Source organism: Escherichia coli (assembly GCF_036503815.1).
GTDB lineage: Bacteria > Pseudomonadota > Gammaproteobacteria > Enterobacterales > Enterobacteriaceae > Escherichia > Escherichia coli_F.
On the sequence record NZ_AP027764.1, the window covers coordinates 132,604 to 157,571 of the forward strand.

A 24,968-nucleotide genomic window follows, 5' to 3' on the forward strand; every position below is an offset into this window, starting at 1 on the left:
CCGTGTCACACGTTGTGTAAAAGTGGCACTGCCAATTGTGTTGTGTAGGGATAATGACAATGAATAGTTAACTAAATGTTATGTATTGGCAACATTGATGTGAGTTTTAATTGGGGAACTGTGAACCAGAGGTCAGATAAGCGAAGAATTGGTAGGGCCAATTTGGAGTGAGGGAGATATCTGTAAAGAAAAGGGCAATTCCCATCAGGGAATTGCCCTCAGATTATTGATCTGGTGCGTCTTATCTTGCCGGATGCGGCGTGAACGCCTTATCCGGCCTACAGGAATGTGCTGAATCATCCCGTAGGTCTGATAAGCGTAGCGCATCACGCAATTTGGCGTTTACCCATTCATTAATGGATCATTACCACTGAATACCGGCACCGAGTGCGGCGGAGTATTCACCCTGGCTATTGGTACTACCTTGTAATTTGTAGACCCAACGACCATTGGCGCTCACCATCGACACACCTAAAGCAACAGCCGATTCACCGTTGTAAGTACCACCACCAATAGAGGCCATGCTGGCTCCCGGCGTGTAAGCCTGCGGCAGACCGGTCATTGCCATTGCGGAAGCGATACCACCGCTCAACTTGCTTTCGGTTTTGGACAGTTTGTTATCCATTTCAACCATGCGCTGATCGGTGTATTGCTTCGTTTCCTGCACACTTTGCTTCAACTGTGCATAGTTCACTGCGTCGTTGTTGTTGACGCCAGCGGAGACGTTGCTGATGCGAGTCGTACCGCCATTACCACCACCGAGAGTGATGTTGCTGTAGTCTATAGAACCATCAGCTTTGGTGTCGTAACGAACGCCGCCTGCCTCAGAAGACTTCAGCTGCGAAACGTTAACCGCATCGGTGGCATTAACACCGGCAGCAACGTTGGTGATACGGCGCTGGTTGGTAGAAGAACCCACAGAGATTGTGTTTTCTTCGTTGGCCACGGAGCCTGTACCCAGAGCGACGCTGTTGTCAGCGGCAGCAATGGATCCAGAACCAATCGCCACACTGTCTTTACCCTGGGCGTTAGCATCTACGCCATCGGTGTTGGTCTTGAAGTACTTGGTGCTACCTGTGGTTACGATATCGCCAATACCGTTTTCGATATTGGTAACGCGAGTATCCAGATTCGTCACCTGATTGTTCAGGTTAGTAATGCTCTGGGTATTCTGGGAAACCTGCGCATCCGTTACTTTCAATTGACCCACGTTGACCGCATCGGTATCAGCCGAACCAGCCGCGACGTTGGTGATCTGACGTTGACCGTCTTCGCTACCTACGGAGAATTCACCCACAGAGTTCTGCGGTGCATCCATATTGTAGGCGGTGTAATTGGTTTGAGCGCCACGAGTGGTCGTAGAACCATTACCTATCGCAATACTGTTGACATGAATGACTTGCGCATTGCTACCGATGGCAATGCCGTTAAGTGCATTGGCCTCCACATAGGCACCATAACCGATACCAATACCTTTATCGCCATTCACAATGGTTTTCGCACCCATTGCCAGCGAGTCAGTACCTACTGCCAGTGAATCTTCTTCCGTTGAATTAGCGTGGAAGTATTTAGTCGGCGTGGTTGCGACCGCACCAATGGCATTCTGCAACTGGCGAACCGTAACGGCGTCATGGGCTTCAGAACCATCGGCAACATTGATGATTTGACGATATTTACCATCGTCACCAATTGATAATGCGCCAAGCAGTTCACCGTCAGTTGTGTCATAACCAATCACAACACCTTCTTCCGACACGCTGGTGTCACGAGAACCTTTAACTATTACACGGCTGGAAACGGAACTGCTACCAAGAGCGATACCTGTATCAACGTCACTGTAGCTGTCCTGACCGATGGCTACGCTGCTGGCTTTGGAAGCAACAGAGTTATAACCCATGGCCACGCTGCTATCGCCTTTGGCAACAGAGTTATAACCCACAGCGGTAGAGCCAATACCTGCTGCGCTGGCATCGGTGAAGGTTAAACCGGTGTCATTGGTACGCACATAGTTAATACCTGCACCATTTTCTTCGATGTAGGTTTCACTGGTGTTACCGGCAAGCTGATTGATGACTTCGCTGTTCTGCTGGATCAGCATATTGGTGTTAAACAGCTGAGAACCGTTGATAGCATCGGTGCTACCTTCACCAATGTTACCATCAGCAACGTTTGTGATAATGCTGGCCTTGCCGTCATGACTGGCGTTGTAAGCCCCTTCGCCGTTATTGGCGGTCGCATCCCACAGCAGCGCGTTCTCATCAAGCGCATCCAGAGCGTCACCGACATTGTTGTACTCGGCATTTGCAATGGTGTAAGTCGGCGCAGTGATAGTACCGTCAGCGTTAACTTCTGCATCACCGCCCAGAGCATCAGCGATATATTTGTTAGTGGTATAGAGTTGTGAGCCGTTAATCGCGTCGCTGCTGGTGGCAGAGATTGCACCATTTGCGACGTTAGTAATCTTACTGGCAGTGTTATCTACCCCACGACCGGCGCTGAATGCACCAGCACCGTCATTGGCTGTTGCATCCCAGAGCAGGGCGTCATCCAGCGTGGTATCGATCGCTTCCAGTGCGTCACCAACGTTGCTGTAACTGCCGCCAGCGATGGCATAAGTCGGTGCGGTGATACTGCCATCCGCATTCACCACAGCGTTCCCGCCCAGAGCATCGGCAATGTAGTCACTAACGCCATAAAGCTGTGAACCGTTAATAGCGTCGCTACTGGTGGACGAGACTGCACCGTTTGCAATATCAGTGATTACACTGGGATCATTATTAATGCCGTGTTTGGCGCTGAATTTGCCTGCGGTTGTATCCCAGAGCAGAGCATCACCGAGAGAATCACTAAATGAAGTGTTAATCGCAGCCAGAGCATCCCCGACGTTAGTGTAGTCAGTGCCGCCAATACTATAGGTTGGCCCGGTTAATACACCTGTATCGCTAATATCAGCACCACCACCCAGATAGGACGTGAATGAATCAGCCAAACCGTAAAGTTGTGAGCCATTTATGGCGTCAGTGCTGTCAGAGGAGACTATGCCAGCTTGTACGTTGCTGATTTTGTTGGTGGCGTTAGTGCCGTGTGCAGCGGTAAATGCGCCTGCGGCATCGTCCCATTTCAGGGCGTCTTCACCGAGGTTAGTCACCGTATCAGTCAGATTAGTGATATTGGTGGTGTTAGTCGCCACGTTATCGTTAGTGGTTTTCAGCTGAGAACCGTTAACGGCGTCGGTGCTGGTGTCAGATAGCTCACCAGCGGTGACGTTAGTGATTTTGTTGGTGGCGTTAGTGCCGTGTGCAGCGGTGAATGCGCCTGTGGCGTCGTCCCATTTCAGGGCGTCTTCACCGAGGTTAGTCACCGTATCAGTCAGGTTAGTGATACTGGTGGTGTTGCCAGCCACTTCGCTCGTCAGGTTAGTGATGTTGGTGGTGTTTGCCGCCACATCGTCCTTGGTCGCTTTCAGCTGAGAACCGTTGACGGCGTCGGTGCTGGTGTCAGAGAGCTCACCAGCGGTGACGTTAGTGATTTTGTTGGTGGCGTTAGTGCCGTGTGCAGCGGTGAATGCGCCTGTGGCGTCGTCCCATTTCAGGGCGTCTTCACCGAGGTTAGTCACCGTATCAGTCAGGTTAGTGATACTGGTGGTGTTGCCAGCCACTTCGCTCGTCAGGTTAGTGATGTTGGTGGTGTTTGCCGCCACATCGTCCTTGGTCGCTTTCAGCTGAGAACCGTTGACGGCGTCGGTGCTGGTGTCAGAGAGCTCACCAGCGGTGACGTTAGTGATTTTGTTGGTGGCGTTAGTGCCGTGTGCAGCGGTGAATGCGCCTGTGGCGTCGTCCCATTTCAGGGCGTCTTCACCGAGGTTAGTCACCGTATCAGTCAGGTTAGTGATACTGGTGGTGTTGCCAGCCACTTCGCTCGTCAGGTTAGTGATGTTGGTGGTGTTTGCCGCCACATCGTCCTTGGTCGCTTTCAGCTGAGAACCGTTGACGGCGTCGGTGCTGGTGTCAGAGAGCTCACCAGCGGTGACGTTAGTGATTTTGTTGGTGGCGTTAGTGCCGTGTGCAGCGGTGAATGCGCCTGTGGCGTCGTCCCATTTCAGGGCGTCTTCACCGAGGTTAGTCACCGTATCAGTCAGGTTAGTGATACTGGTGGTGTTGCCAGCCACTTCGCTCGTCAGGTTAGTGATGTTGGTGGTGTTTGCCGCCACATCGTCCTTGGTCGCTTTCAGCTGAGAACCGTTGACGGCGTCGGTGCTGGTGTCAGAGAGTTCGCCAGCGGTGACATTGGTGATTTTGCTGGTGACGTCGGTGCCGTGAGCGGCGCTGAACGCGGTGCCATTCCACAGCAGGGCATCATCATTGAGACTATCTACGGCATCGGTCAGGTTAGTGATGTTGGTAGTGTTGCCAGCCACTTCGCTCGTCAGGTTAGTGATGTTGGTGGTGTTTGCCGCCACATCGTCCTTGGTCGCTTTCAGCTGCGAGCCGTTGACGGCGTCGGTGCTGGTGGCTGAAAGGTCGCCAGCGGTGACGTTAGTGATTTTGCTGGTGGCATCTGTACCATGTGCCGCACTATATCCCTTTTTAAGGGAGTCCCATTGTATCGTATTCGTGTTTAGATCCGCTAAGGCGTCGCCAACATTGCCATAAATACCATTTTTCAGTCTGTAATTTGGGGAAGTCACGACGCCCTGTGAATTGACGGTCGCTCCTCCACCAAGATTATCCGCTACTGACTTACTAATAGCATAAAGCTGTGATCCATTGATGGCATCAGTACTGTCAGTGTCGATATCACCTTTTGCCATATTGACAATTTTTCGCTGAACTGTTGTGTTACCCACGGAGACAGTATCCGCTTCAGTCGCGACAGAACCAGCACCCAGAGCAACTGAATTTTTCCCCTGAGCACTGGCTTGAGCACCAATTGCAGTGCCATTTTCTAAACCGGCATAACTGCCTTGTCCAAGAGCAATAGCATTTACACCACCTGTAATACTACCATTACCCAGCGCGATAGCATTTGCGCCGTCAGCTTTATTCCCTTGACCGATGGCAATTGCGCCAGCCGCTACTGCCTGACTTTGATTGCCCAGAGCAATCGTGTTGTCGGCATCGGCAATACTCCCGGAGCCCAACGCGATACTATTAAGTCCATTTGCTTGCGCATCAGTACCCACTGCCGTTGCATTTTCAGCGGCCTTGGTCTCTGCGCCGATTGCAACCGCGTTTGCGGCGCTGGCAACGGACAGTCTACCTACTGCAAGGCTGTCTTCACCACTAGCAGTACTCTCTCTACCTGCGGCAATGGAGTTAGTTCCTGACGCCTTTGCCAGTCTCCCGAATGCAAGTGCATCCATAGCACTTGCTACCGTATCCTTGCCCAACGCTATGGCGCCTTCAGTTGTAGCTTGAGCAGAATTCCCCAGTGCAAGGGTATAATCGCTGGTCGCTTTAGCCGCACTGCCGATGGCGATTGAGCGGCTACCCGTGGATACCGTTGCTTGCCCTAAGGCGACCGATCTTTCTCCTGACGCGTTACTTGAGAAGCCTAGTGCAGTACTTCCCACCCCGGAGTTCGCTTTTGCCCCAATCGCAACACTTCCTGTACCTGTTTGCGCCCCTGGACTCATTGTATTTGATGCTGCGATTGCACCTTTACCAATGGCAATCCAGTTATCACCCAGTGGAGCTTCGCCTGCAGCTTCTTCTGCGCTTTTACCACCGTCAAGTGCAACCTCAGCATAGGCCCCAACGGGTGAGAGTAACCCACCCGCAACCAGGGCAGAAATTAACAGCTTACTGCGCCCGCTCTTCTTTCCGCGACTTTTCGCCGTTTCGCTGGCAACGCTATAGCTGCCCGTCGCCGGATTCCAGATAACTTTAAATATTTTGTTCATTATTGATGTTCTCTATTCCTTGATATAAGCGCAGAAGCTGCATTTATTTTTTGTTTTTCCGCTGCTGAGTTTCAGCAGGTTGAACAGTGTCGAACTGGAGATTGGCCATATTGATGGACAATTTCAGATACTTCAGGTTATTAGGTGAAACGCCTTTTAATGTCAGGTTAATGTCTTGCCATTGACCAGGCATTAATTGCAGGGTGGAATTCATGGTGGTGTTGAATAGTAATTGTTGCCACTTCGCCAGCGCTTTGGCATCGGTGGGTCTTTCATTGCCCCATGTTGCATGAAAGCCAATGTTTGATACGGGAACGCTTAAAAGGTTAACCAGCGAAATACGAATAACGCTGCCATTTTCAACCGCATCAATAGCCAGCACCCGGCCTGCCAAACCAACCGAGCCATTGTTTAAAATGAAGTATTTTGTTTGTGCTGGGTTAAATTCGGTGAAGACAAATTCGTCCTGTTTGTCTTTGACCGCCTTTACTACACCTGCCAGCACTTTAGTGGTGTTTGCAATATTAATTTGTTGATTTTCAATAAATTCTATCTTTCTTTTATATTGTTCTTGTTGTTTTTCAAGAATCTCTATTTTACTTTTTTGCAATTCTTGCTGTTTGGCGAGATCGTCGATCAGATTCGCTTTCTCAATATAGTCACACCCAGTCAATACCCAGAGTGGCAATGTTATAAACATGCTTAATAGTGCTTTTTTGATGCTCATAGGGTGAATTCCTTTTCATGATCCCGATACGTTAACTGTTACGGCGTAATCATCCTTTTTATGAATGATTCGAGTGGAAAATATACGTTATATAAATTTATAAGAGACTTTTTCTATTAATTGTTGTATTAATTGGTAGTGCGAATATGACATTAAATGTCAGACAATTTCAGATTGTAGCCAATAATATTAATCGCGCGGATTTTAATGATCGGTGTCAATCAATGTCAAATGTTTCACCGGGTGAAAACACCGACCAGGAGAAATATTAATATTCAGCATGGTGATGTTTTCTTGGGAAGTTTGTGATTCTAAGCGATAAATATAAATAATTAATGCCTGTTACAGCCATTAATATGTATTAATTCATTGTTATCGCTTATATATCACTTTTTTATTCCATACCATAATTTCAGAATTTAGCCTGTAATATGCGCTTCAAAGAGCCGGTGAGATGGAAGCAATAGTGATAAGAATGTTAAAGATATCCGATATCTGGTATCAGGCTCCTGCATGTGCCAACAGGAGCGAGTGAATCGTGAGAGGCTAGGCGAGATAGAAGCTTAAAATGCGGTCTTAGAGAATCCGGTCATCTCTTGCAGGCCCATTTCGCGGCCCAGCGCGGTCATCGGATGCACAACTACCAGTCCGCGAACACTTTTCTTCAGCTTGCCCATATCAGCCTGCTCTTTTTTGGTAATCGCGCGCTGGAAGGGCATTTTCATCAGTTTTTGCGCTTCTTTACTGAGTTTCTGGCTGTGAACTTCACGCAGGCGAGCAATTTCGGCTTCCAGCGTGGCTTTTTCTTTTTCCAGTTCGGCATATTTATCTGCGGCTTCAACCAGTGACAGGTCAGCCTGCTGATGGCGGATAGCGTCCAAGCGATCGCTGAGACGTTTGATTTCGTTTTTTTCGACTTCTTTCATGTGATGACTTCTGATAGAGATAAATTTATAGCCTCTAGTATGCGCGACCAGGTGCTTTGTTCACAACAGATGGCATTGTAATAGTTCCAGATTGTAACCATTAATGTGTTTGAAAATCACCCAATCTATTGATTAATTAGGAAATTTAAAGAAAAAAGATAGACAACAGAAGAGGATCATTATTGAGGATTGAGCACGTTTTCCTTAATGTCATTTATACCGGGATCTAAACTAAAATTGGCGGCCGCGCATTTCCGGCGCGGGGTAATACGGAGATATCATCATGGGCAAATTAGGTGAAAACGTTCCGCTTCTTATCGATAAAGCTGTAGATTTCATGGCATCGAGCCAGGCGTTCCGGGAGTATCTGAAAAAACTTCCTCCCCGCAATGCGATTCCGTCCGGAATACCTGATGAAAGCGTGCCGTTATATCTACAACGTCTGGAGTATTATCGTCGGCTTTATCGGCCGAAACAGGTAGAGGAGAAGTAAGCGAAAGGACTTACTTTTGAAAGGCTTTTTTTAAGCTGATTTTGGAAATCAGCTCTGTCAGTGAAAGGACCATTGTTGATCGCACAGCCTGTTGGTAACGCTGAATTTGCATTGCATACAAACTGGAGTCTGCGGGTTCAAACTGTGGCGGCGGTGGTAACGCCGCCACACAGTGCAGCTCACCAAAGGGGCCAAGAATTTCGTCGTCGGTAAAGGCGTACTCATTGCCGTCGTGATTTAGTTCTTCACGCAATGCCATCAGCAGTTCCGCATCTTCATATTCATGGCGGTTAATGACACCCAACCCGTAAATGAGTTTTAAACGCACAGAAAGATCGCCCAGCGGGCCATCGCCGTCGAGTAACGGTTCTACAGCATACTTCACCGCGTAATCGTCTTTGCGGAATACCTGAAGCACCAGAAGATTTACCGCCTCGGTCAAAAGCTCGACGGCGGTGATCAGAAAGCTTCGCACGGTTTTGCCAGCATTCAGACGCTCAAGCACACGGTTTTCAAAGGCCTGGGTTTGTTCCATTGTTGCCTGCATATCTGACAATCTGTTATTCGGGCGCAGGGAGTCCTGCGCCTGGTCCACCATTATTGCATTGCTTTATAAGCGGTTACCGCCTCGGATACAACCTCGCTGTTAGCATCAAGGCCAGAAATCTGCGCCAGTGCGGCTTGCGGGCCTTTGTCGGCAATCAGTGCTGCCAGTTCCTGAGCCTGCGGATCATCTTCACTGCGGAAGTGCATTGCAGCGGCAATACCTTCAATCAGGTTTTTATGTGGCAGACCATATTCCAGCGTTCCGAGCAGTGGCTTGATCAGACGGTCGCCAGCACTCAGTTTACGCAGCGGCTGACGGCCTACGCGCTCTACATCGTCTTTCAGATACGGGTTTTCAAAACGACCAAGGATTTTCTGGATGTACGCCGCATGTTTGTCCGCGTCAAAACCGTAACGCTTAATCAGTACAGCGCCACTTTCTTCCATCGCCCCTTTTACTACCGCGCGGATTTTCTCGTCGAGAATTGCGTCACGAATGGTCTGATGACCTGCCAGTTTTCCGAGGTACGCGGTTATAGCATGACCTGTATTCAGGGTGAAGAGTTTACGCTCAACAAATGCCATCAGGTTGTCGGTTAACTCCATGCCTGGGATGTTCGGCAGTGCACCTTTGAACTGGGTTTTATCGACAATCCATTCGCTGAAGGTTTCGACTGTCACTTCCAGCGGATCGTTCGTTGCCGAAGCGGAAGGCGGTACGATGCGGTCAACGGCAGAGTCCACAAAGCCAACATGTTCTTCGACCCACGCTTTGGCCTCTTCAGGAAGAGCGTTCATCACATGGCCTTTCAGTTGCGTGGTGCCGCGTACCATGTTTTCACAGGCGATAATGTTCAGTGGGGATTCATTACCTTGTTCTTTACGTTTCACCAGCCCTTTGGCGATTGCCGGAGCAATACGTTCCAGCACAACCGGGCCCACGGCGGTGGTGACTAAATCAACCTGAGCAATCAGATCAACGACATCATCACCAATGCTGCTGACGGCATTAACACCGGAAACGGTATCTACCTGCTCGGTTTCACCGACTACATGAACCTGATAGCTATGACGGGCATTCAGGGCATCAAGTACCACCTGATTGACATCGGCAAACGTCAGTTGGATACCTGCGTCTGCCAGCAGTTTACCGATAAAGCCACGACCGATATTACCTGCGCCAAAATGTAATGCTTTCATAGTATTAACCTTCATCAATGTTTTTACCCGAGAGGGCTGGGGTGAGGCTTTTCCCTCACCCAAACCCTCTCCATGTGGAGAGGAGCCGCGCCGGATGCGGCGCAAACGCCTTATCCGGCCTACAAGAACGTGCAAATTCAACAAATTGTGCTTTGTTTTGTAGGCCTGATAAGCGTAGCGCATCAGGCAATTAGCCCCACCGTCTCCATGTGGAGAGAGTGGGGTTGGATTACTTACGACCTGCCAGCAGTTCCAGTACTTCATCTACGCTGGTGGTGTGCGCCAGACGCTCGATGACGGACTCATCATCCAGTGCGTTGGTCAGGCTGGTGATAACCTGAATGTGCTCGTTGTTACGGGCAGCAATACCAATCACCAGACGGGCAATGTCATCTTCTTCTTCACCGAAGCGCACGCCTTCCGGGTACTGGCAGAACACCACGCCCGTTTTCAGTACGCGATCTTTCGCTTCAACCGTACCGTGCGGTACCGCGATAGACTCACCCAGATAAGTCGGGGTCAGTTTTTCACGATCCAGCATCGCCTGAACGTATTCCGGCTCAACGTAACCGCCTTTCACCAGCTGCTCGCCAGCAAAACGAATCGCTTCTTCTTTGGTGGCCGCTTTGCGACCGAGGAAGATGTTCTCCGCGCCTAGCTTGAACAGATTAGCACTGGAATCGTCAAAGCTGTCTTTCAGGCTGTCTTTTACTTTCTCTTCGTTTGCAGTGTGGCGCTGGGCAGCAACCAGACGTTCGGTCAGGCTGGTGTACAGGCCACTGTCGAGGAAGTTGGTCAGCGAAATATGCTGTGCCTGCGGAACCTGACGCATAGCGCGTTCGGTCAGGTCACGGTGAGTGATGACGAGGTCCACATCTGGCGGCAGGTTGTTGATCGCGCTGTTAGTAACAGAAATCTGCGACAGACCTGCATCCTGAATTTTCTTACGCAGCACACCTGCGCCCATCGCACTGGAACCCATACCGGCATCACAGGCAACGATGATTTTACGGACGTGGCTCAGGTCGTTAGTCACATCGCCCGCAGACAGCGGAGACGCACCTTTAGACTCAGCTTTCATGTCCTGCATACGACGCGTTGCTGCTTCAATATCATCTTCATCTTTCACTTTGCTGGTTTTCAGCAGAATGGCAGAGACAACGAAGGAGACTGCCATAGCCGCACACACACCCGCGATGTTAGCGAAGTAAGCACCTTTTGGTGTCATTGCCAGTACAGCAAGGATAGAACCCGGAGATGCCGGAGAAACCAGACCACCGCCCAGGATAGTCAGCGTGAACACGCCAGTCATACCGCCGAGGATAACGGCCAGAATCAGACGCGGATTCATCAGCACATACGGGAAGTAGATTTCGTGGATACCGCCCAGGAAGTGGATGATTGCCGCACCGCCCGCAGACTGTTTAGCGCTACCACGACCAAAGAACATGTACGCCAGCAGCACGCCCATACCCGGACCTGGGTTAGCTTCAATCAGGAAGAAGATGGATTTACCCAGTTCATGGGACTGCTGAATACCCAGCGGCGAGAAGATACCGTGGTTAATGGCGTTGTTGAGGAACAGGATTTTCGCCGGTTCAACAAAGATAGACGCCAGCGGCAGCATGTCATGGACAACCATGAAGTTAACGCCCGCAGCCAGCATTTTGGACAGGGCTTCAACAATCGGGCCAATGCCGAGGAACGCCAGAATAGCGAGGATCATCCCGATGATGCCTGCGGAGAAGTTATTCACCAGCATCTCAAAACCGGATTTGATCTTACCGTCTACCCAGCGGTCGAAGTGCTTAATGCACCAGCCGCCCAGCGGACCTGCAATCATAGAACCGAGGAACATCGGCATATCTGCGCCGACGATAACGCCCATTGTAGTGATGGCACCGACTACGCCGCCACGTTCGCCGCCTACCAGCTTACCACCGGTATAACCGATCAGCAGTGGCAGGAGATAAGTGATCATCGGCCCGACCAGCTTCGCCAGCGTTTCGTTCGGTAACCACCCTGTTGGAATAAATAACGCGGTGATGATACCCCACGCGATAAACGCGCCGATATTTGGCATCACCATGTTGCTGAGGAAACGACCAAAGCTTTGCACTTTGATCTTAATATCGGATGACATAAAAACACCCCTTCTTATGTTTGCTGTCGCGCAGGCTGGAAGCCCGAGGTTTTTTGTTAATGTGGCGGCAGAGGTAGCCGGACCTTGTTGATAGTGCGAAATCTGGCACTGAATCGGTTAACTGTCCAGTCGACGGCTTTTTGTGTGATATGAATCACATAAATATAGGGGGTAGAGAGGTAATTGACGTGATGTGCATCACAAAATACTTGTGTAAAAAAGCAACAAGACGGCGATTTTCGCTAAAAATGGCATTTAAATGTGAGTAATGTCACATTTTTGTTTTGTTAGTTTGTTGAATCTTTGTGATCTGAATCACAAGATATTTTCTTACGGCGTTCACCTGATGTGATCTGCAGCATGTTATGCCTTCGTCATAAAATCGTTATGTAACTAAGCAACTCATCACCTCTAAAAATTATTCTTTGGTGTTATGGCGAGAATCGCGAACCCGAATTATTGTCAAAATATCAGCCTGACTCCCTTCTGGCTGCCAGCCAAAAAACAACACCGATAAACGTGAATCCGAGGCAGATATGTTTCTAAACTATTTCGCGTTGGGAGTGCTGATCTTCGTCTTTCTGGTGATTTTTTATGGAATCATCGCGATACATGACATCCCTTATCTGATTGCCAAAAAGCGCAATCACCCCCATGCCGACGCTATTCATACGGCGGGCTGGGTGAGCCTGTTTACTCTGCATGTTATCTGGCCGTTCCTGTGGATCTGGGCGACGCTCTATCAACCGGAGCGTGGCTGGGGTATGCAGTCACATGTTGCGTCGCAGGAGAAAGCGACTGACCCGGAAATCGCCGCACTTTCTGACCGAATTTCCCGGCTGGAGCATCAACTCGCCGCCGAGAAAAAGACTGACTATTCCACGTTCCCGGAGATCTAATTATGGATCTGTTGATTGTTTTAACTTACGTGGCGCTGGCATGGGCGGTCTTTAAAATCTTCCGTATTCCGGTGAATCAGTGGACGCTGGCGACGGCGGCGCTGGGAGGCGTTTTTCTGGTAAGCGGTTTGATTTTGTTGATGAACTACAACCACCCTTACACTTTTACCGCACAGAAAGCGGTGATTGCTATTCCCATCACGCCACAGGTGACGGGGATCGTGACTGAAGTCACTGACAAGAATAATCAGCTTATTCAGAAGGGCGAGGTGCTTTTTAAGCTCGACCCGGTACGTTATCAGGCGCGAGTCGACAGACTTCAGGCTGACCTGATGACGGCGACGCATAATATAAAGACACTGCGCGCGCAGCTCACTGAAGCGCAAGCCAATACCACCCAGGTTTCAGCGGAGCGTGACCGCTTGTTTAAAAATTATCAACGTTACCTGAAAGGCAGCCAGGCGGCGGTAAATCCGTTCTCAGAACGTGATATCGACGATGCGCGGCAGAATTTTCTCGCGCAGGATGCGCTGGTGAAAGGTTCGGTGGCGGAACAGGCGCAAATCCAGAGCCAGCTCGACAGTATGGTTAACGGCGAGCAGTCGCAGATTGTGAGCTTAAGAGCGCAACTTACTGAAGCAAAATATAACCTTGAGCAGACTGTCATTCGCGCACCAAGCAATGGCTACGTCACTCAGGTACTGATCCGCCCAGGCACATACGCAGCTGCCTTGCCGCTACGTCCGGTGATGGTTTTCATCCCTGAGCAAAAACGGCAAATTGTCGCCCAATTTCGGCAAAACTCGCTGTTACGTCTGAAACCCGGCGATGATGCGGAAGTGGTGTTTAACGCGCTACCTGGGCAGGTATTCCACGGCAAACTGACCAGCATCTTGCCGGTGGTGCCTGGTGGTTCGTATCAGGCGCAGGGGGTACTGCAATCATTAACCGTTGTACCCGGCACGGACGGTGTGCTGGGAACCATCGAACTGGACCCTAACGCTGATATTGATGCCTTACCTGACGGTATCTACGCCCAAGTGGCGGTTTACTCTGACCATTTCAGCCATGTTTCGGTGATGCGGAAGGTACTGCTAAGAATGACCAGTTGGATGCATTATCTTTATTTGGATCATTGAGACTTATATCACCTGTGTTTTGCGTGAGCCTGAGCCATACTGATATTTTTCCTCGCACAAAGGACTCGGCATGAAACTCGTCGGTAGCTACACCAGCCCGTTTGTACGCAAACTTTCTATTCTGTTGTTAGAAAAGGGCATAACTTTCGAATTTATTAATGAACTGCCCTATAACGCGGACAACGGCGTGGCGCAATTTAACCCGTTAGGGAAAGTGCCGGTGCTGGTGACTGAAGAGGGCGAATGTTGGTTTGATTCGCCGATCATCGCTGAATATATTGAATTAATGAATGTCGCTCCGGCGATGTTGCCGCGCGATCCGCTGGAGTCGTTGCGGGTGCGCAAAATTGAGGCGCTGGCGGATGGCATTATGGATGCCGGGCTGGTATCGGTGCGTGAACAGGCTCGTCCGGCGGCGCAGCAGTCTGAAGATGAATTGTTACGCCAGCGGGAGAAAATCAACCGCAGCCTGGATGTGCTGGAAGGATATCTGGTCGATGGCACGCTCAAAACCGATATGGTCAACCTGGCGACTATCGCCATTGCCTGCGCCGTTGGATATCTCAATTTCCGCCGCGTTGCGCCAGGCTGGTGTGTCGACCGCCCACACTTAGTCAAACTGGTCGAAAACCTGTTTAGCCGCGAAAGCTTTGCTCGCACCGAACCGCCAAAGGCTTGATGCGCGATATGTCCTCCTGACCCATCTCACGTTACAATCCGTGGTTATGTTAAACGCCCTTCTCCGTGTGAGAGGGCCTTGATCAACCAGGTTTCCTATGACAACCGAAACGCGTTCCCTCTATAGTCAACTTCCGGCTATTGATCGCTTATTGCGCGATAGCTCTTTCCTTTCTTTGCGTGATACCTATGGTCACACCCGCGTGGTGGAGTTGCTGCGTCAGATGCTTGACGAAGCGCGAGAAGTGATTCGTGACAGCCAGACGCTACCCGCGTGGTGTGAAAACTGGGCGCAAGAAGTTGATGCCCGGTTGACGAAAGAGGCGCAAAGCGCGCTGCGTCCGGTGATCAACCTGACGGGAACCGTGCTGCATACCAACCTTGGGCGAGCTTTACAGGCGGAAGCCGCGGTGGAGGCTGTTGCGCAGGCTATGCGTTCGCCAGTAACCCTCGAATACGATCTGGATGACGCCGGACGCGGACATCGCGATCGGGCGCTGGCGCAGCTGCTGTGCCGTATTACGGGGGCGGAAGATGCCTGTATCGTTAATAACAATGCGGCGGCGGTCTTGTTGATGTTGGCGGCCACTGCCAGTGGGAAAGAGGTGGTGGTATCTCGCGGCGAACTGGTGGAGATTGGCGGCGCGTTTCGTATTCCCGATGTTATGCGTCAGGCAGGCTGCACCCTACACGAAGTGGGGACCACCAATCGCACGCACGCTAATGATTATCGCCAGGCGGTGAATGAAAATACCGCGCTGTTGATGAAGGTACATACCAGTAACTACAGCATTCAGGGGTTCACCAAAGCGATAGATGAAGCTGAACTGGTGGCGCTCGGCAAAGAGCTGGATGTTCCCGTAGTGACTGACTTAGGCAGCGGCTCGCTGGTCGATCTTAGCCAGTACGGTTTGCCGAAAGAGCCAATGCCGCAGGAGTTGATTGCGGCGGGCGTCAGTCTGGTGAGCTTCTCCGGCGACAAGCTGTTAGGCGGACCGCAGGCAGGGATTATCGTCGGTAAAAAAGAGATGATTGCCCGCCTGCAAAGCCATCCGCTGAAGCGTGCATTACGCGCGGATAAAATGACCCTCGCGGCGCTGGAAGCCACGTTGCGTCTTTATTTACACCCTGAGGCGCTGAGTGAAAAATTACCGACCCTGCGTCTGCTTACCCGCAGCGCAGAGGTCATTCAAATCCAGGCACAACGTTTACAGGCCCCCCTTGCCGCACATTACGGCGCGGAGTTTGCGGTACAGGTTATGCCATGTCTTTCGCAGATTGGCAGTGGTTCGCTGCCGGTTGATCGCCTGCCGAGCGCGGCATTAACGTTTACACCCCATGATGGACGCGGTAGCCACCTTGAGTCATTAGCCGCCCGCTGGCGTGAATTGCCAGTGCCGGTGATTGGTCGTATTTATGACGGACGATTGTGGCTGGATTTACGCTGCCTTGAAGATGAGCAACGGTTTTTGGAGATGTTGTTGAAATGATTATTGCGACTGCCGGACACGTTGACCACGGCAAAACAACCTTATTGCAGGCGATTACTGGCGTAAATGCCGACCGTCTGCCGGAAGAAAAAAAGCGCGGCATGACCATCGATCTCGGCTATGCCTACTGGCCGCAGCCGGATGGTCGTGTTCCGGGTTTTATCGACGTTCCCGGTCATGAAAAGTTTCTTTCCAACATGCTGGCGGGCGTCGGGGGTATCGATCACGCGCTGTTGGTGGTGGCGTGCGATGACGGCGTGATGGCACAGACTCGTGAGCATCTGGCGATTTTGCAGCTGACCGGTAACCCGATGCTGACAGTGGCGCTGACCAAAGCCGATCGCGTGGACGAAGCGCGTGTTGATGAGGTTGAACGCCAGGTAAAGGACGTACTGCGGGAATACGGTTTTGCTGAGGCAAAACTGTTTATCACCGCAGCAACCGAAGGTCGGGGAATTGATGCTCTGCGCGAACATCTGCTTCAGTTGCCGGAACGCGAACACGCCAGCCAACATAGCTTCCGCCTCGCTATCGACCGTGCTTTTACCGTAAAAGGTGCCGGGCTGGTCGTCACCGGTACGGCGTTAAGTGGGGAAGTGAAGGTAGGCGATTCACTCTGGCTGACTGGTGTAAATAAACCGATGCGCGTGCGTGCGCTGCATGCGCAAAATCAGCCAACAAATGCAGCTCATGCCGGGCAGCGTATTGCGCTTAACATCGCGGGTGATGCGGAAAAAGAACAGATTAACCGTGGGGACTGGTTGCTTGCCGATGCGCCGCCGGAGCCGTTTACGCGGGTGATAGTCGAGCTTCAAACTCATACACCGTTGACCCAGTGGCAGCCGCTGCATATTCACCACGCCGCCAGCCACGTTACGGGACGCGTTTCGCTGCTGGAAGATAACCTTGCCGAGTTGGTCTTCGACGCGCCGCTGTGGCTGGCAGATAACGATCGCTTAGTGCTACGCGATATCTCGGCCCGCAACACGCTGGCGGGGGCGCGCGTGGTGATGCTTAACCCGCCGCGTCGCGGTAAACGTAAGCCGGAATATCTGCAATGGCTGGCGTCTCTTGCACAGGCGCAGAGCGATGCCGATGCGTTAGCTATTCATCTGGAACGCGGAGCGGTTAACCTTGCTGATTTCGCCTGGGCGCGCCAGCTCAACGGCGAAGGGATGCGTGAACTGCTGCAGCAACCGGGCTATATTCAGGCCGGTTACAGCTTGCTGAATGCACCGGTTGCCGCTCGTTGGCAGCGTAAAATTCTCGATACCCTGGCGACTTATCATGAGCAGCATCGCGATGAACCAGGTCCTGGGCGCGAGCGTCTGCGGCGCATGGCGTTGCCAATGGAAGATGAAGCGCTGGTGCTGTTGCTGATTGAAAAGATGCGCGAAAGCGGCGACATCCTCAGTCATCACGGTTGGCTGCATCTGCCGGATCATAAAGCGGGATTCAGCGAAGAGCAGCAGGCCATCTGGCAAAAAGCAGAGCCGCTGTTTGGTGACGAGCCGTGGTGGGTGCGTGACCTGGCAAAAGAGACGGGAACCGACGAGCAGGCAATGCGTTTGACGCTACGCCAGGCGGCCCAACAGGGGATAATCACTGCGATCGTCAAAGATCGTTATTACCGTAACGATCGGATTGTCGAATTTGCCAATATGATCCGCGATCTCGATCAGGAATGTGGTTCAACCTGCGCGGCGGATTTCCGCGATCGCTTAGGTGTAGGCCGAAAGCTGGCAATTCAAATCCTGGAATATTTTGACCGCATTGGTTTTACGCGGCGTCGTGGAAATGATCATTTATTGCGCGACGCATTATTATTTCCCGAAAAATAAGGGAATGATTAATTCATAATAAATATGAATTAATACAAAGTTCTTATTAATGTTAAGGAAGCACGTTATTTGATGAATGTAACGTGCTTTTTATTAAAAATATTTTAATAAACGGTAATGTTGATCATATTTTCAAATGAAAATCCTCAGTAAGCTGCCCGCCCTTTTTTACACTTTCAGGAGTGTGTTATGGCAGCTTCAACCTTTTTTATTCCTTCCGTGAATGTTATTGGTGCTGATTCATTGAATGATGCAATGAATATGATGGCAGATTATGGATTTACCCGTACCTTAATTGTCACCGACAATATGTTAACGAAATTGGGTATGGCGGGTGATGTGCAAAAAGCACTGGAAGAACGCAATATTTTTAGCGTTATTTATGATGGCACCCAACCTAACCCCACCACGGAAAACGTCGCTGCAGGTTTGAAATTACTTAAAGAAAATAATTGCGATAGCGTGATTTCCTTAGGCGGTGGTTCTCCACACGACTGCGCAAAAGGTATTGCGCTGGTTGCAGCCAACGGCGGTGACATCCGCGATTATGAAGGCGTTGACCGCTCTGCAAAACCGCAGTTGCCGATGATCGCCATCAACACCACGGCGGGTACGGCATCAGAAATGACCCGTTTTTGCATCATCACCGATGAAGCACGTCACATCAAAATGGCGATTGTGGATAAGCACGTCACTCCGCTGCTTTCTGTCAATGACTCCTCGCTGATGATCGGTATGCCGAAGTCACTGACCGCTGCAACGGGTATGGATGCCTTAACGCACGCTATTGAAGCGTATGTGTCTATTGCCGCCACGCCGATCACCGACGCTTGCGCACTGAAAGCGGTGACTATGATTGCTGAAAACCTGCCCTTAGCCGTTGAAGATGGCAGCAATGAGAAAGCGCGCGAAGCAATGGCTTACGCTCAGTTCCTCGCGGGTATGGCGTTCAACAATGCGTCTCTGGGTTATGTTCATGCGATGGCGCACCAGCTGGGCGGTTTCTACAACCTGCCACACGGTGTATGTAATGCTGTTCTGCTGCCACACGTTCAGGTGTTCAACAGCAAAGTCGCTGCTGCACGTTTGCGTGACTGCGCTGCTGCGATGGGTGTTAACGTGACAGGTAAAAACGACGCGGAAGGTGCAGAAGCCTGCATCAATGCCATCCGTGAACTGGCGAAGAAAGTGAATATCCCGGCAGGCTTGCGTGACCTGAACGTGAAAGAAGAAGATTTCGCGGTACTGGCGACCAATGCCCTGAAAGATGCCTGCGGCTTTACTAACCCGATTCAGGCAACTCACGAAGAAATTGTGGCGATTTATCGCGCCGCAATGTAATCATCATTCCCACAACGGCTGGCGAGTTGTCAGCCGCTTTTTCAACTCTCTCAAAATTTGCGATTTTTGAGAGAGTTTTAGTTATCTCTGTAATCCTTGCCCGTAAATTCGTGATAGCCGTCGTAAAGCTATCACCAGCTGGCGAAGATTTCGCCAGTCACGTCTACCCTTGTTATACCTCACACCGCAAGGAGACGATCATGACCAACAATCCCCCTTCAGCACAGATTAAGCCCGGCGAGTATGGCTTCCCCCTCAAGTTAAAAGCCCGCTATGACAACTTTATTGGCGGCGAATGGGTCGCGCCCGCCGACGGCGAGTATTACCAGAACCTGACGCCGGTGACCGGGCAGCTACTGTGCGAAGTGGCGTCTTCGTGTAAACGAGATATCGATCTGGCGCTGGATGCTGCGCATAAAGTGAAAGATAAATGGGCGCATACTTCGGTGCAGGATCGCGCGGCGATTCTGTTTAAGATTGCCGATCGAATGGAACAAAACCTTGAACTGTTAGCGACGGCTGAAACCTGGGATAACGGCAAACCCATTCGCGAAACCAGTGCTGCTGATGTACCGCTGGCGATTGACCATTTCCGCTATTTCGCCTCGTGTATTCGGGCGCAGGAAGGTGGGATCAGTGAAGTTGATAGCGAAACCGTGGCCTATCATTTCCATGAACCGTTAGGCGTGGTGGGGCAGATTATCCCGTGGAACTTCCCGCTGCTGATGGCGAGCTGGAAAATGGCTCCCGCGCTGGCGGCGGGCAACTGTGTGGTGCTGAAACCCGCACGTCTTACCCCGCTTTCTGTACTGCTGCTAATGGAAATCGTCGGTAATTTACTGCCGCCGGGGGTGGTAAACGTGGTCAACGGCGCAGGTGGGGAAATTGGCGAATATCTGGCGACCTCGAAACGCATCGCCAAAGTGGCGTTTACCGGCTCAACGGAAGTGGGTCAACAAATTATGCAATACGCCACGCAAAACATTATTCCGGTGACGCTGGAGCTGGGCGGCAAATCGCCAAATATCTTCTTTGCTGACGTGATGGATGAAGAAGATGCCTTTTTTGATAAAGCGCTGGAAGGCTTTGCACTGTTTGCCTTTAACCAGGGCGAAGTTTGCACCTGTCCGAGTCGTGCCTTAGTGCAGGAGTCAATCTACGAACGCTTTATGGAACGCGCCATCCGCCGTGTCGAAAGCATTCGCAGCGGTAACCCACTCGACAGCGTGACGCAAATGGGGGCGCAGGTTTCTCACGGGCAATTGGAAACCATCCTCAACTACATTGATATTGGTAAAAAAGAGGGCGCAGACGTGCTCACCGGCGGGCGGCGCAAGCTGCTGGAAGGCGAACTGAAAGACGGTTACTACCTCGAACCGACGATTCTGTTTGGTCAGAACAATATGCGCGTGTTCCAGGAGGAGATTTTTGGCCCGGTGCTGGCGGTAACCACCTTCAAAACGATGGAAGAAGCGCTGGAGCTGGCGAACGACACGCAATATGGCCTGGGCGCGGGTGTCTGGAGCCGCAACGGTAATCTGGCCTATAAGATGGGGCGCGGCATTCAGGCCGGGCGCGTGTGGACCAACTGTTATCACGCTTACCCGGCACATGCGGCGTTTGGTGGCTACAAACAATCAGGCATTGGCCGCGAAACCCACAAAATGATGCTTGAGCATTACCAGCAAACCAAGTGCCTGCTGGTGAGCTACTCGGATAAACCGTTGGGGCTGTTCTGATGTAAGAAGCTGGTCGCATCGGGTATTCATTGCCTGATGCGACGTTTGCGCGTTTTACCAATTCAAATGTCTACGTCTTGAATGACTGAATATTGATTGAACTTAATTACGAGTCTCCTCACATCTTTTCAACAAGTTACTGCACACCGTTATTCTTCTTCCGAACGGCATTCCTGAGTCAACTTTATCCCCCTGACGGCCCATATAAATCGCGCTATCGTGATTGTTATTGCTAAATGTGTGTGTATCGTGTGTATAATCATGGAAGGGCAGGGATGTGAAAAGTGCAGACGTGATCGCCATCCTGAAGCAGCATGGCTGGGAACATATTCGAACCCGTGGTAGTCATCATCAGTTCCGCCACCCTGTTCATCCGGGTCTGGTGACGGTTCCGCACCCTAAAAAAGATATTAAGCCCGGTACGCTGGCGCAAATTGGGCGTCAGGCTGGTTTAACATTTTAAAATTTCAGGAGGCAATATGTTTTATCCCGCCTATATCCACAGTGATCCTGACGGCAGCGCCAGCGGTTTTTTCCCTGATGTTCCAGGCTGTTATTTTGCTGGTGATACGCTGGACAACGCTTTCCAGGATGCGCGAAGTGCACTGGTCGCGCACTTCGAAACCTTATGCGAGATGAATGAAGAGTTGCCGCTTCCAGGCTCTGTGGAAACACATCTGGTCCAGCGTGCGCAGGACTTTATTGGCGGGCAATGGTTGCTGGTGGATATCAATATGAATCAGTTCGAAGGTCGGGCTGAACGTATCAATATTACGATGCCGAAAAGATTACTGAACAAGATTGATACCTACGTGCGCAATAACCCAGACTACGCCAACAGAAGTGCGTTTCTGGCGGAAGCTGCCCGGCGTGTATTGCCGGGCGTTTAATCTCGCGTTTCGATGGTGAGCGGGCGGACCAGGCTGTACAGCCACAGACCAAAACAAGCGATGGTGCCAATCACCACGGTGAGGAACACACTGACTGACAGGCCTGCAAGCAATCCCGCAGGCAGGGCCAGCAGGCCGTGGATCACGGTGTCGTTCCATCTCACCTGATCGTAGCCAAACATGCCTAAAACGCCGCAAACCAGACCGTAAATCACCATTGGTGTTCCGAGGCCAATCAGCAATAAACGGTAGATAATTGAAGGTTTAATACGCTTTATCTGTACTGTGGATGTTTTACTGGGGTTATTCATTAGTTTGGTCAATAGTTCCATTATTTCAATATGATAAACCTCGACCTGTTGAAAAGCCAGGTAGCACACTTCAGAAAGTATATAAAAAACAATATGTCGTTATATAAATAAGGAAATTGCACTGCATCATGGCATTTCATAATATGCGTTAATTGTTCTTTTTTATATTCTCTGAGGGAAATATGTTCCTGGACTATTTTGCACTGGGAGTGCTTATTTTTGTATTTCTGGTGATATTCTATGGGATTATTATTTTACATGATATTCCCTACCTGATTGCTAAAAAACGTAATCATCCTCATGCCGACGCCATTCATGTTGCTGGTTGGGTGAGTCTTTTTACGCTGCATGTTATCTGGCCATTTTTGTGGATTTGGGCCACGCTTTACCGCCCGGAGCGGGGATGGGGAATGCAAAACCATGACTCCTCCGTTGTGCAACTACAACAGCGTATTGCCGGGCTGGAGAAACAGCTCGCCGACATCAAATCCTCTTCTGCCGAGTAATACTTATGGATTTACTGATTATTTTGACCTATGTGGCTTTCGCATGGGCAATGTTTAAGATCTTCAAAATTCCTGTAAATAAATGGACCATTCCCACCGCGGCCCTGGGTGGCATATTTATTGTCAGCGGTCTAATTCTGTTAATGAACTATAACCATCCGTATACCTTTAAAGCGCAAAAAGCGGTTATTTCTATTCCTGTTGTCCCGCAGGTGACAGGCGTGGTGATCGAAGTGACGGACAAGAAAAATACGCTGATTAAAAAAGGTGAGGTGCTATTTCGACTGGACCCGACGCGTTATCAGGCGCGGGTGGATCGGCTGATGGCGGATATCGTTACCGCAGAACATAAACAGCGGGCGTTGGGCGCAGAGTTAGATGAGATGGCGGCGAATACTCAGCAGGCAAAGGCCACGCGGGATAAATTCGCTAAAGAGTACCAGCGTTACGCACGCGGCAGCCAGGCGAAAGTAAACCCGTTTTCAGAACGCGATATTGATGTGGCGCGGCAAAATTATCTGGCGCAGGAAGCCTCCGTAAAGTCATCGGCGGCGGAACAAAAACAGATCCAGAGCCAGCTGGATAGCCTGGTGTTGGGTGAACATTCTCAAATCGCCAGCCTGAAAGCGCAGCTCGCGGAAGCAAAATATAACCTTGAGCAGACGATAGTGCGTGCGCCGAGCGATGGTTATGTGACCCAAGTGCTGATTCGTCCGGGTACCTATGCCGCATCGCTGCCGCTACGTCCTGTGATGGTGTTTATACCCGATCAGAAACGACAAATTGTGGCGCAGTTCCGTCAGAACTCCTTGCTGCGACTGGCTCCCGGCGATGATGCGGAAGTGGTGTTTAATGCTCTGCCAGGTAAGGTATTCAGCGGTAAGCTGGCAGCCATTAGTCCAGCTGTTCCCGGCGGAGCTTATCAGTCGACCGGCACCTTACAGACGTTAAACACAGCACCGGGTTCAGATGGCGTTATCGCGACCATTGAACTGGATGAGCACACTGAGTTGAGCGCTTTACCAGACGGTATTTACGCCCAGGTGGCGGTTTACTCTGATCATTTCAGCCATGTCTCGGTGATGCGCAAAGTGCTGTTACGCATGACCAGTTGGGTGCATTACCTTTATCTCGATCATTAATCTTCGCTTTCCGCCGCTTGTTCAGGCCGCAGTTGCTGCGACTGAGCAAGCTGGTGGCGAATTTCACGCAGCATTTCATCCAGCACATACTGGACCCGCCAGGGCTGGTATTCCCGTTTACGGAAGATAGCCACCAGATCCAGCCACCATTCATACGGTTGCTGAAAGCAGGGCACCAGCGTGCCGTCTTGCAGGTCGCTCTGCACACTTTTGTCTGGCGCAAACACAATCCCCAGGTGATTTCGTGCCAGCTCCAGCGCCGATTGCGTGTTGTCGCAAACGTAATTTCCCTTCACGCGATAATCCCGTACCTCTTTACTCCCGGCGACGTTGAAGCGCCAGATATTCGCGTCGTCGATCATCATCGAGTCGATCAAAATACAGGAGTGATGTTCGAGTTCGTCAGGACGGCTAATGGGATGTTTCTCAAGATAGCGCTGACTGGCATAAGCGGTTACGGCATATTGCGTAATAAAACTGGCAACCAGCGATTCATCTTTTGGTGGAGCATAGCTGATTAAAACATCACAATCATCGGGAAATTCGACACCTTCATAAAAGGCATTACGCTCAAGATTGCAGGTTTTTAGCGATAAGGTGATATCACCGATATCTTTAATTTTATCGATAACATGTTTGGATAAATAGGTAATTATGCCGGTTGGGGCGTAGATGGTGACCCGACCACGTTTCTCATGCTTATAATCTGCAATAAAATTATTAAGTTGCTCGTTTCTGTCCAGCATGTCGTTGATGTACGGTAACAGCGCGGTACCAAAAGGTGTGAGCATCAACTGCCGGGTGGTTCGGTCAAAGACTTTTAAACCTACTTTTGATTCAAAATCAGCAAGATATTTGCTGACGTTGGCCTGTGCGAATCCAAGTACAGTCGCGGCATGGCTGATATTTTCACTGGCAGCGATTACCGAGATAATTTTTAACTCCCGGTACTTAAGTTGTAATTTTGTCATCGCAACAGCCCAATTATATATAATTTTATATATTACTATATAAATATGAATCTTGCACCGGAGAAATTGTAAGCATTATTATGC

Annotated in this window: 20 protein-coding genes; 12 read left to right on the forward strand and 8 right to left on the reverse strand. The window is 50.6% G+C overall.

Going from position 1 to position 24,968, the window contains the following annotated elements; translation table 11 throughout:
* Positions 1 to 364 precede the first annotated feature (364 nt).
* The 3 genes from AABJ99_RS00605 to yibL all read right to left on the reverse strand — a co-directional run bounded on the left by AABJ99_RS00605 (position 365) and on the right by yibL (position 7,555).
* Positions 365 to 5,902, reverse strand: a complete 5,538-nt coding sequence (locus AABJ99_RS00605) for a YadA-like family protein (protein WP_338387473.1) — start codon at positions 5,900 to 5,902, stop codon at positions 365 to 367.
* Positions 5,903 to 5,945: 43 nt separating this feature from the next.
* Positions 5,946 to 6,629, reverse strand: a complete 684-nt coding sequence (locus AABJ99_RS00610; protein ID WP_039020882.1) for a DUF3251 domain-containing protein — start codon at positions 6,627 to 6,629, stop codon at positions 5,946 to 5,948.
* Positions 6,630 to 7,192: 563 nt separating this feature from the next.
* A complete protein-coding gene (gene yibL / locus AABJ99_RS00615) occupies positions 7,193 to 7,555 on the reverse strand; it encodes a YibL family ribosome-associated protein (RefSeq protein WP_000665680.1) in 363 nt (120 codons plus the stop codon).
* Between the two features lie 283 nt (positions 7,556 to 7,838).
* On the opposite strand from yibL, the gene yibT reads away from it, so the two are divergent.
* On the forward strand, positions 7,839 to 8,048 hold the full coding sequence (gene yibT, locus AABJ99_RS00620) for a protein YibT (protein ID WP_000517099.1): 210 nt from the start codon (positions 7,839 to 7,841) through the stop codon (positions 8,046 to 8,048).
* Between the two features lie 10 nt (positions 8,049 to 8,058).
* Here the strand turns inward: yibT and mtlR are convergent, their stop codons facing one another.
* From mtlR to mtlA, 3 genes are all read right to left on the reverse strand, one after another.
* The gene (gene mtlR, locus AABJ99_RS00625; RefSeq protein WP_000228261.1) at positions 8,059 to 8,646 is read right to left on the reverse strand and encodes a mannitol operon repressor MtlR; all 588 of its coding nucleotides are present in this window, start codon (positions 8,644 to 8,646) and stop codon (positions 8,059 to 8,061) included.
* Positions 8,646 to 9,794: a mannitol-1-phosphate 5-dehydrogenase gene (gene mtlD, locus AABJ99_RS00630; protein ID WP_039020883.1), complete on the reverse strand. Its 1,149-nt coding sequence runs from the start codon at positions 9,792 to 9,794 to the stop codon at positions 8,646 to 8,648. The genes mtlR and mtlD overlap by 1 nt, the downstream gene beginning before the upstream one ends.
* Before the next feature lie 229 nt (positions 9,795 to 10,023).
* A complete protein-coding gene (mtlA, locus tag AABJ99_RS00635) occupies positions 10,024 to 11,937 on the reverse strand; it encodes a PTS mannitol transporter subunit IICBA (RefSeq protein WP_039020884.1) in 1,914 nt (637 codons plus the stop codon).
* A gap of 536 nt (positions 11,938 to 12,473) precedes the next feature.
* On the opposite strand from mtlA, the gene yibI reads away from it, so the two are divergent.
* The 9 genes from yibI (at position 12,474) to AABJ99_RS00680 (ending at position 21,954) form a co-directional block, all read left to right on the forward strand.
* Positions 12,474 to 12,836, forward strand: coding sequence for a DUF3302 domain-containing protein (gene yibI, locus AABJ99_RS00640; RefSeq protein ID WP_000479624.1), 363 nt, complete (start codon positions 12,474 to 12,476; stop codon positions 12,834 to 12,836).
* 2 nt (positions 12,837 to 12,838) lie between these two features.
* On the forward strand, positions 12,839 to 13,975 hold the full coding sequence (gene yibH / locus AABJ99_RS00645; RefSeq protein ID WP_000364934.1) for an HlyD family secretion protein: 1,137 nt from the start codon (positions 12,839 to 12,841) through the stop codon (positions 13,973 to 13,975).
* Positions 13,976 to 14,045: 70 nt separating this feature from the next.
* Positions 14,046 to 14,654 (forward strand): glutathione S-transferase, encoded by a 609-nt coding sequence (gene yibF, locus AABJ99_RS00650; RefSeq protein WP_000779790.1) that lies wholly within the window; start codon positions 14,046 to 14,048, stop codon positions 14,652 to 14,654.
* A 97-nt stretch (positions 14,655 to 14,751) separates the two neighbouring features.
* A complete protein-coding gene (gene selA, locus AABJ99_RS00655; RefSeq protein ID WP_000206247.1) occupies positions 14,752 to 16,143 on the forward strand; it encodes an L-seryl-tRNA(Sec) selenium transferase in 1,392 nt (463 codons plus the stop codon).
* The gene (gene selB, locus AABJ99_RS00660; RefSeq protein ID WP_338387474.1) at positions 16,140 to 17,984 is read left to right on the forward strand and encodes a selenocysteine-specific translation elongation factor; all 1,845 of its coding nucleotides are present in this window, start codon (positions 16,140 to 16,142) and stop codon (positions 17,982 to 17,984) included. The genes selA and selB overlap by 4 nt, the downstream gene beginning before the upstream one ends.
* A 189-nt stretch (positions 17,985 to 18,173) precedes the next feature.
* A complete protein-coding gene (yiaY, locus tag AABJ99_RS00665) occupies positions 18,174 to 19,325 on the forward strand; it encodes an L-threonine dehydrogenase (RefSeq protein WP_000741504.1) in 1,152 nt (383 codons plus the stop codon).
* A 200-nt stretch (positions 19,326 to 19,525) separates the two neighbouring features.
* Positions 19,526 to 21,064 (forward strand): aldehyde dehydrogenase AldB, encoded by a 1,539-nt coding sequence (gene aldB, locus AABJ99_RS00670; protein WP_039020886.1) that lies wholly within the window; start codon positions 19,526 to 19,528, stop codon positions 21,062 to 21,064.
* Positions 21,065 to 21,341: 277 nt separating this feature from the next.
* On the forward strand, positions 21,342 to 21,527 hold the full coding sequence (locus AABJ99_RS00675) for a type II toxin-antitoxin system HicA family toxin (RefSeq protein ID WP_000833473.1): 186 nt from the start codon (positions 21,342 to 21,344) through the stop codon (positions 21,525 to 21,527).
* 16 nt (positions 21,528 to 21,543) lie between these two features.
* Entirely contained in the window at positions 21,544 to 21,954 is a 411-nt protein-coding gene (locus tag AABJ99_RS00680) for a type II toxin-antitoxin system HicB family antitoxin (RefSeq protein WP_000499744.1), read from the forward strand.
* Here AABJ99_RS00680 and AABJ99_RS00685 read toward each other — a convergent pair.
* Positions 21,951 to 22,265 (reverse strand): hypothetical protein, encoded by a 315-nt coding sequence (locus AABJ99_RS00685; RefSeq protein WP_001064341.1) that lies wholly within the window; start codon positions 22,263 to 22,265, stop codon positions 21,951 to 21,953. The genes AABJ99_RS00680 and AABJ99_RS00685 overlap by 4 nt on opposite strands.
* A 182-nt stretch (positions 22,266 to 22,447) precedes the next feature.
* Here AABJ99_RS00685 and yiaW point away from each other — a divergent pair, with 182 nt between their 5' ends.
* Both yiaW and yiaV read left to right on the forward strand, forming a co-directional pair.
* A complete protein-coding gene (yiaW, locus tag AABJ99_RS00690) occupies positions 22,448 to 22,771 on the forward strand; it encodes a DUF3302 domain-containing protein (RefSeq protein WP_000478193.1) in 324 nt (107 codons plus the stop codon).
* 5 nt (positions 22,772 to 22,776) lie between these two features.
* Entirely contained in the window at positions 22,777 to 23,913 is a 1,137-nt protein-coding gene (gene yiaV / locus AABJ99_RS00695; RefSeq protein ID WP_000364885.1) for an HlyD family secretion protein, read from the forward strand.
* Here yiaV and yiaU read toward each other — a convergent pair.
* The gene (gene yiaU, locus AABJ99_RS00700) at positions 23,910 to 24,884 is read right to left on the reverse strand and encodes a LysR family transcriptional regulator (protein WP_000164020.1); all 975 of its coding nucleotides are present in this window, start codon (positions 24,882 to 24,884) and stop codon (positions 23,910 to 23,912) included. The genes yiaV and yiaU overlap by 4 nt on opposite strands.
* Between the last annotated feature and the right edge of the window lie 84 nt (positions 24,885 to 24,968).

Excerpts from the sequence above, each read along its gene's own strand:
- mtlA (WP_039020884.1), bottom strand. The coding sequence starts at position 11,937 with ATGTCATCCGATATTAAGATCAAAGTGCAAAGCTTTGGTCGTTTCCTC.
- AABJ99_RS00605 (WP_338387473.1), bottom strand. The coding sequence starts at position 5,902 with ATGAACAAAATATTTAAAGTTATCTGGAATCCGGCGACGGGCAGCTAT.
- selB (WP_338387474.1), top strand. The coding sequence starts at position 16,140 with ATGATTATTGCGACTGCCGGACACGTTGACCACGGCAAAACAACCTTA.
- yibH (WP_000364934.1), top strand. The coding sequence starts at position 12,839 with ATGGATCTGTTGATTGTTTTAACTTACGTGGCGCTGGCATGGGCGGTC.
- yiaW (WP_000478193.1), top strand. The coding sequence starts at position 22,448 with ATGTTCCTGGACTATTTTGCACTGGGAGTGCTTATTTTTGTATTTCTG.
- yiaU (WP_000164020.1), bottom strand. The coding sequence starts at position 24,884 with ATGACAAAATTACAACTTAAGTACCGGGAGTTAAAAATTATCTCGGTA.
- yiaV (WP_000364885.1), top strand. The coding sequence starts at position 22,777 with ATGGATTTACTGATTATTTTGACCTATGTGGCTTTCGCATGGGCAATG.
- mtlR (WP_000228261.1), bottom strand. The coding sequence starts at position 8,646 with ATGGTGGACCAGGCGCAGGACTCCCTGCGCCCGAATAACAGATTGTCA.
- selA (WP_000206247.1), top strand. The coding sequence starts at position 14,752 with ATGACAACCGAAACGCGTTCCCTCTATAGTCAACTTCCGGCTATTGAT.
- AABJ99_RS00610 (WP_039020882.1), bottom strand. The coding sequence starts at position 6,629 with ATGAGCATCAAAAAAGCACTATTAAGCATGTTTATAACATTGCCACTC.
- yibF (WP_000779790.1), top strand. The coding sequence starts at position 14,046 with ATGAAACTCGTCGGTAGCTACACCAGCCCGTTTGTACGCAAACTTTCT.
- yiaY (WP_000741504.1), top strand. The coding sequence starts at position 18,174 with ATGGCAGCTTCAACCTTTTTTATTCCTTCCGTGAATGTTATTGGTGCT.
- yibI (WP_000479624.1), top strand. The coding sequence starts at position 12,474 with ATGTTTCTAAACTATTTCGCGTTGGGAGTGCTGATCTTCGTCTTTCTG.
- yibT (WP_000517099.1), top strand. The coding sequence starts at position 7,839 with ATGGGCAAATTAGGTGAAAACGTTCCGCTTCTTATCGATAAAGCTGTA.
- aldB (WP_039020886.1), top strand. The coding sequence starts at position 19,526 with ATGACCAACAATCCCCCTTCAGCACAGATTAAGCCCGGCGAGTATGGC.
- AABJ99_RS00680 (WP_000499744.1), top strand. The coding sequence starts at position 21,544 with ATGTTTTATCCCGCCTATATCCACAGTGATCCTGACGGCAGCGCCAGC.
- mtlD (WP_039020883.1), bottom strand. The coding sequence starts at position 9,794 with ATGAAAGCATTACATTTTGGCGCAGGTAATATCGGTCGTGGCTTTATC.
- AABJ99_RS00685 (WP_001064341.1), bottom strand. The coding sequence starts at position 22,265 with ATGAATAACCCCAGTAAAACATCCACAGTACAGATAAAGCGTATTAAA.
- yibL (WP_000665680.1), bottom strand. The coding sequence starts at position 7,555 with ATGAAAGAAGTCGAAAAAAACGAAATCAAACGTCTCAGCGATCGCTTG.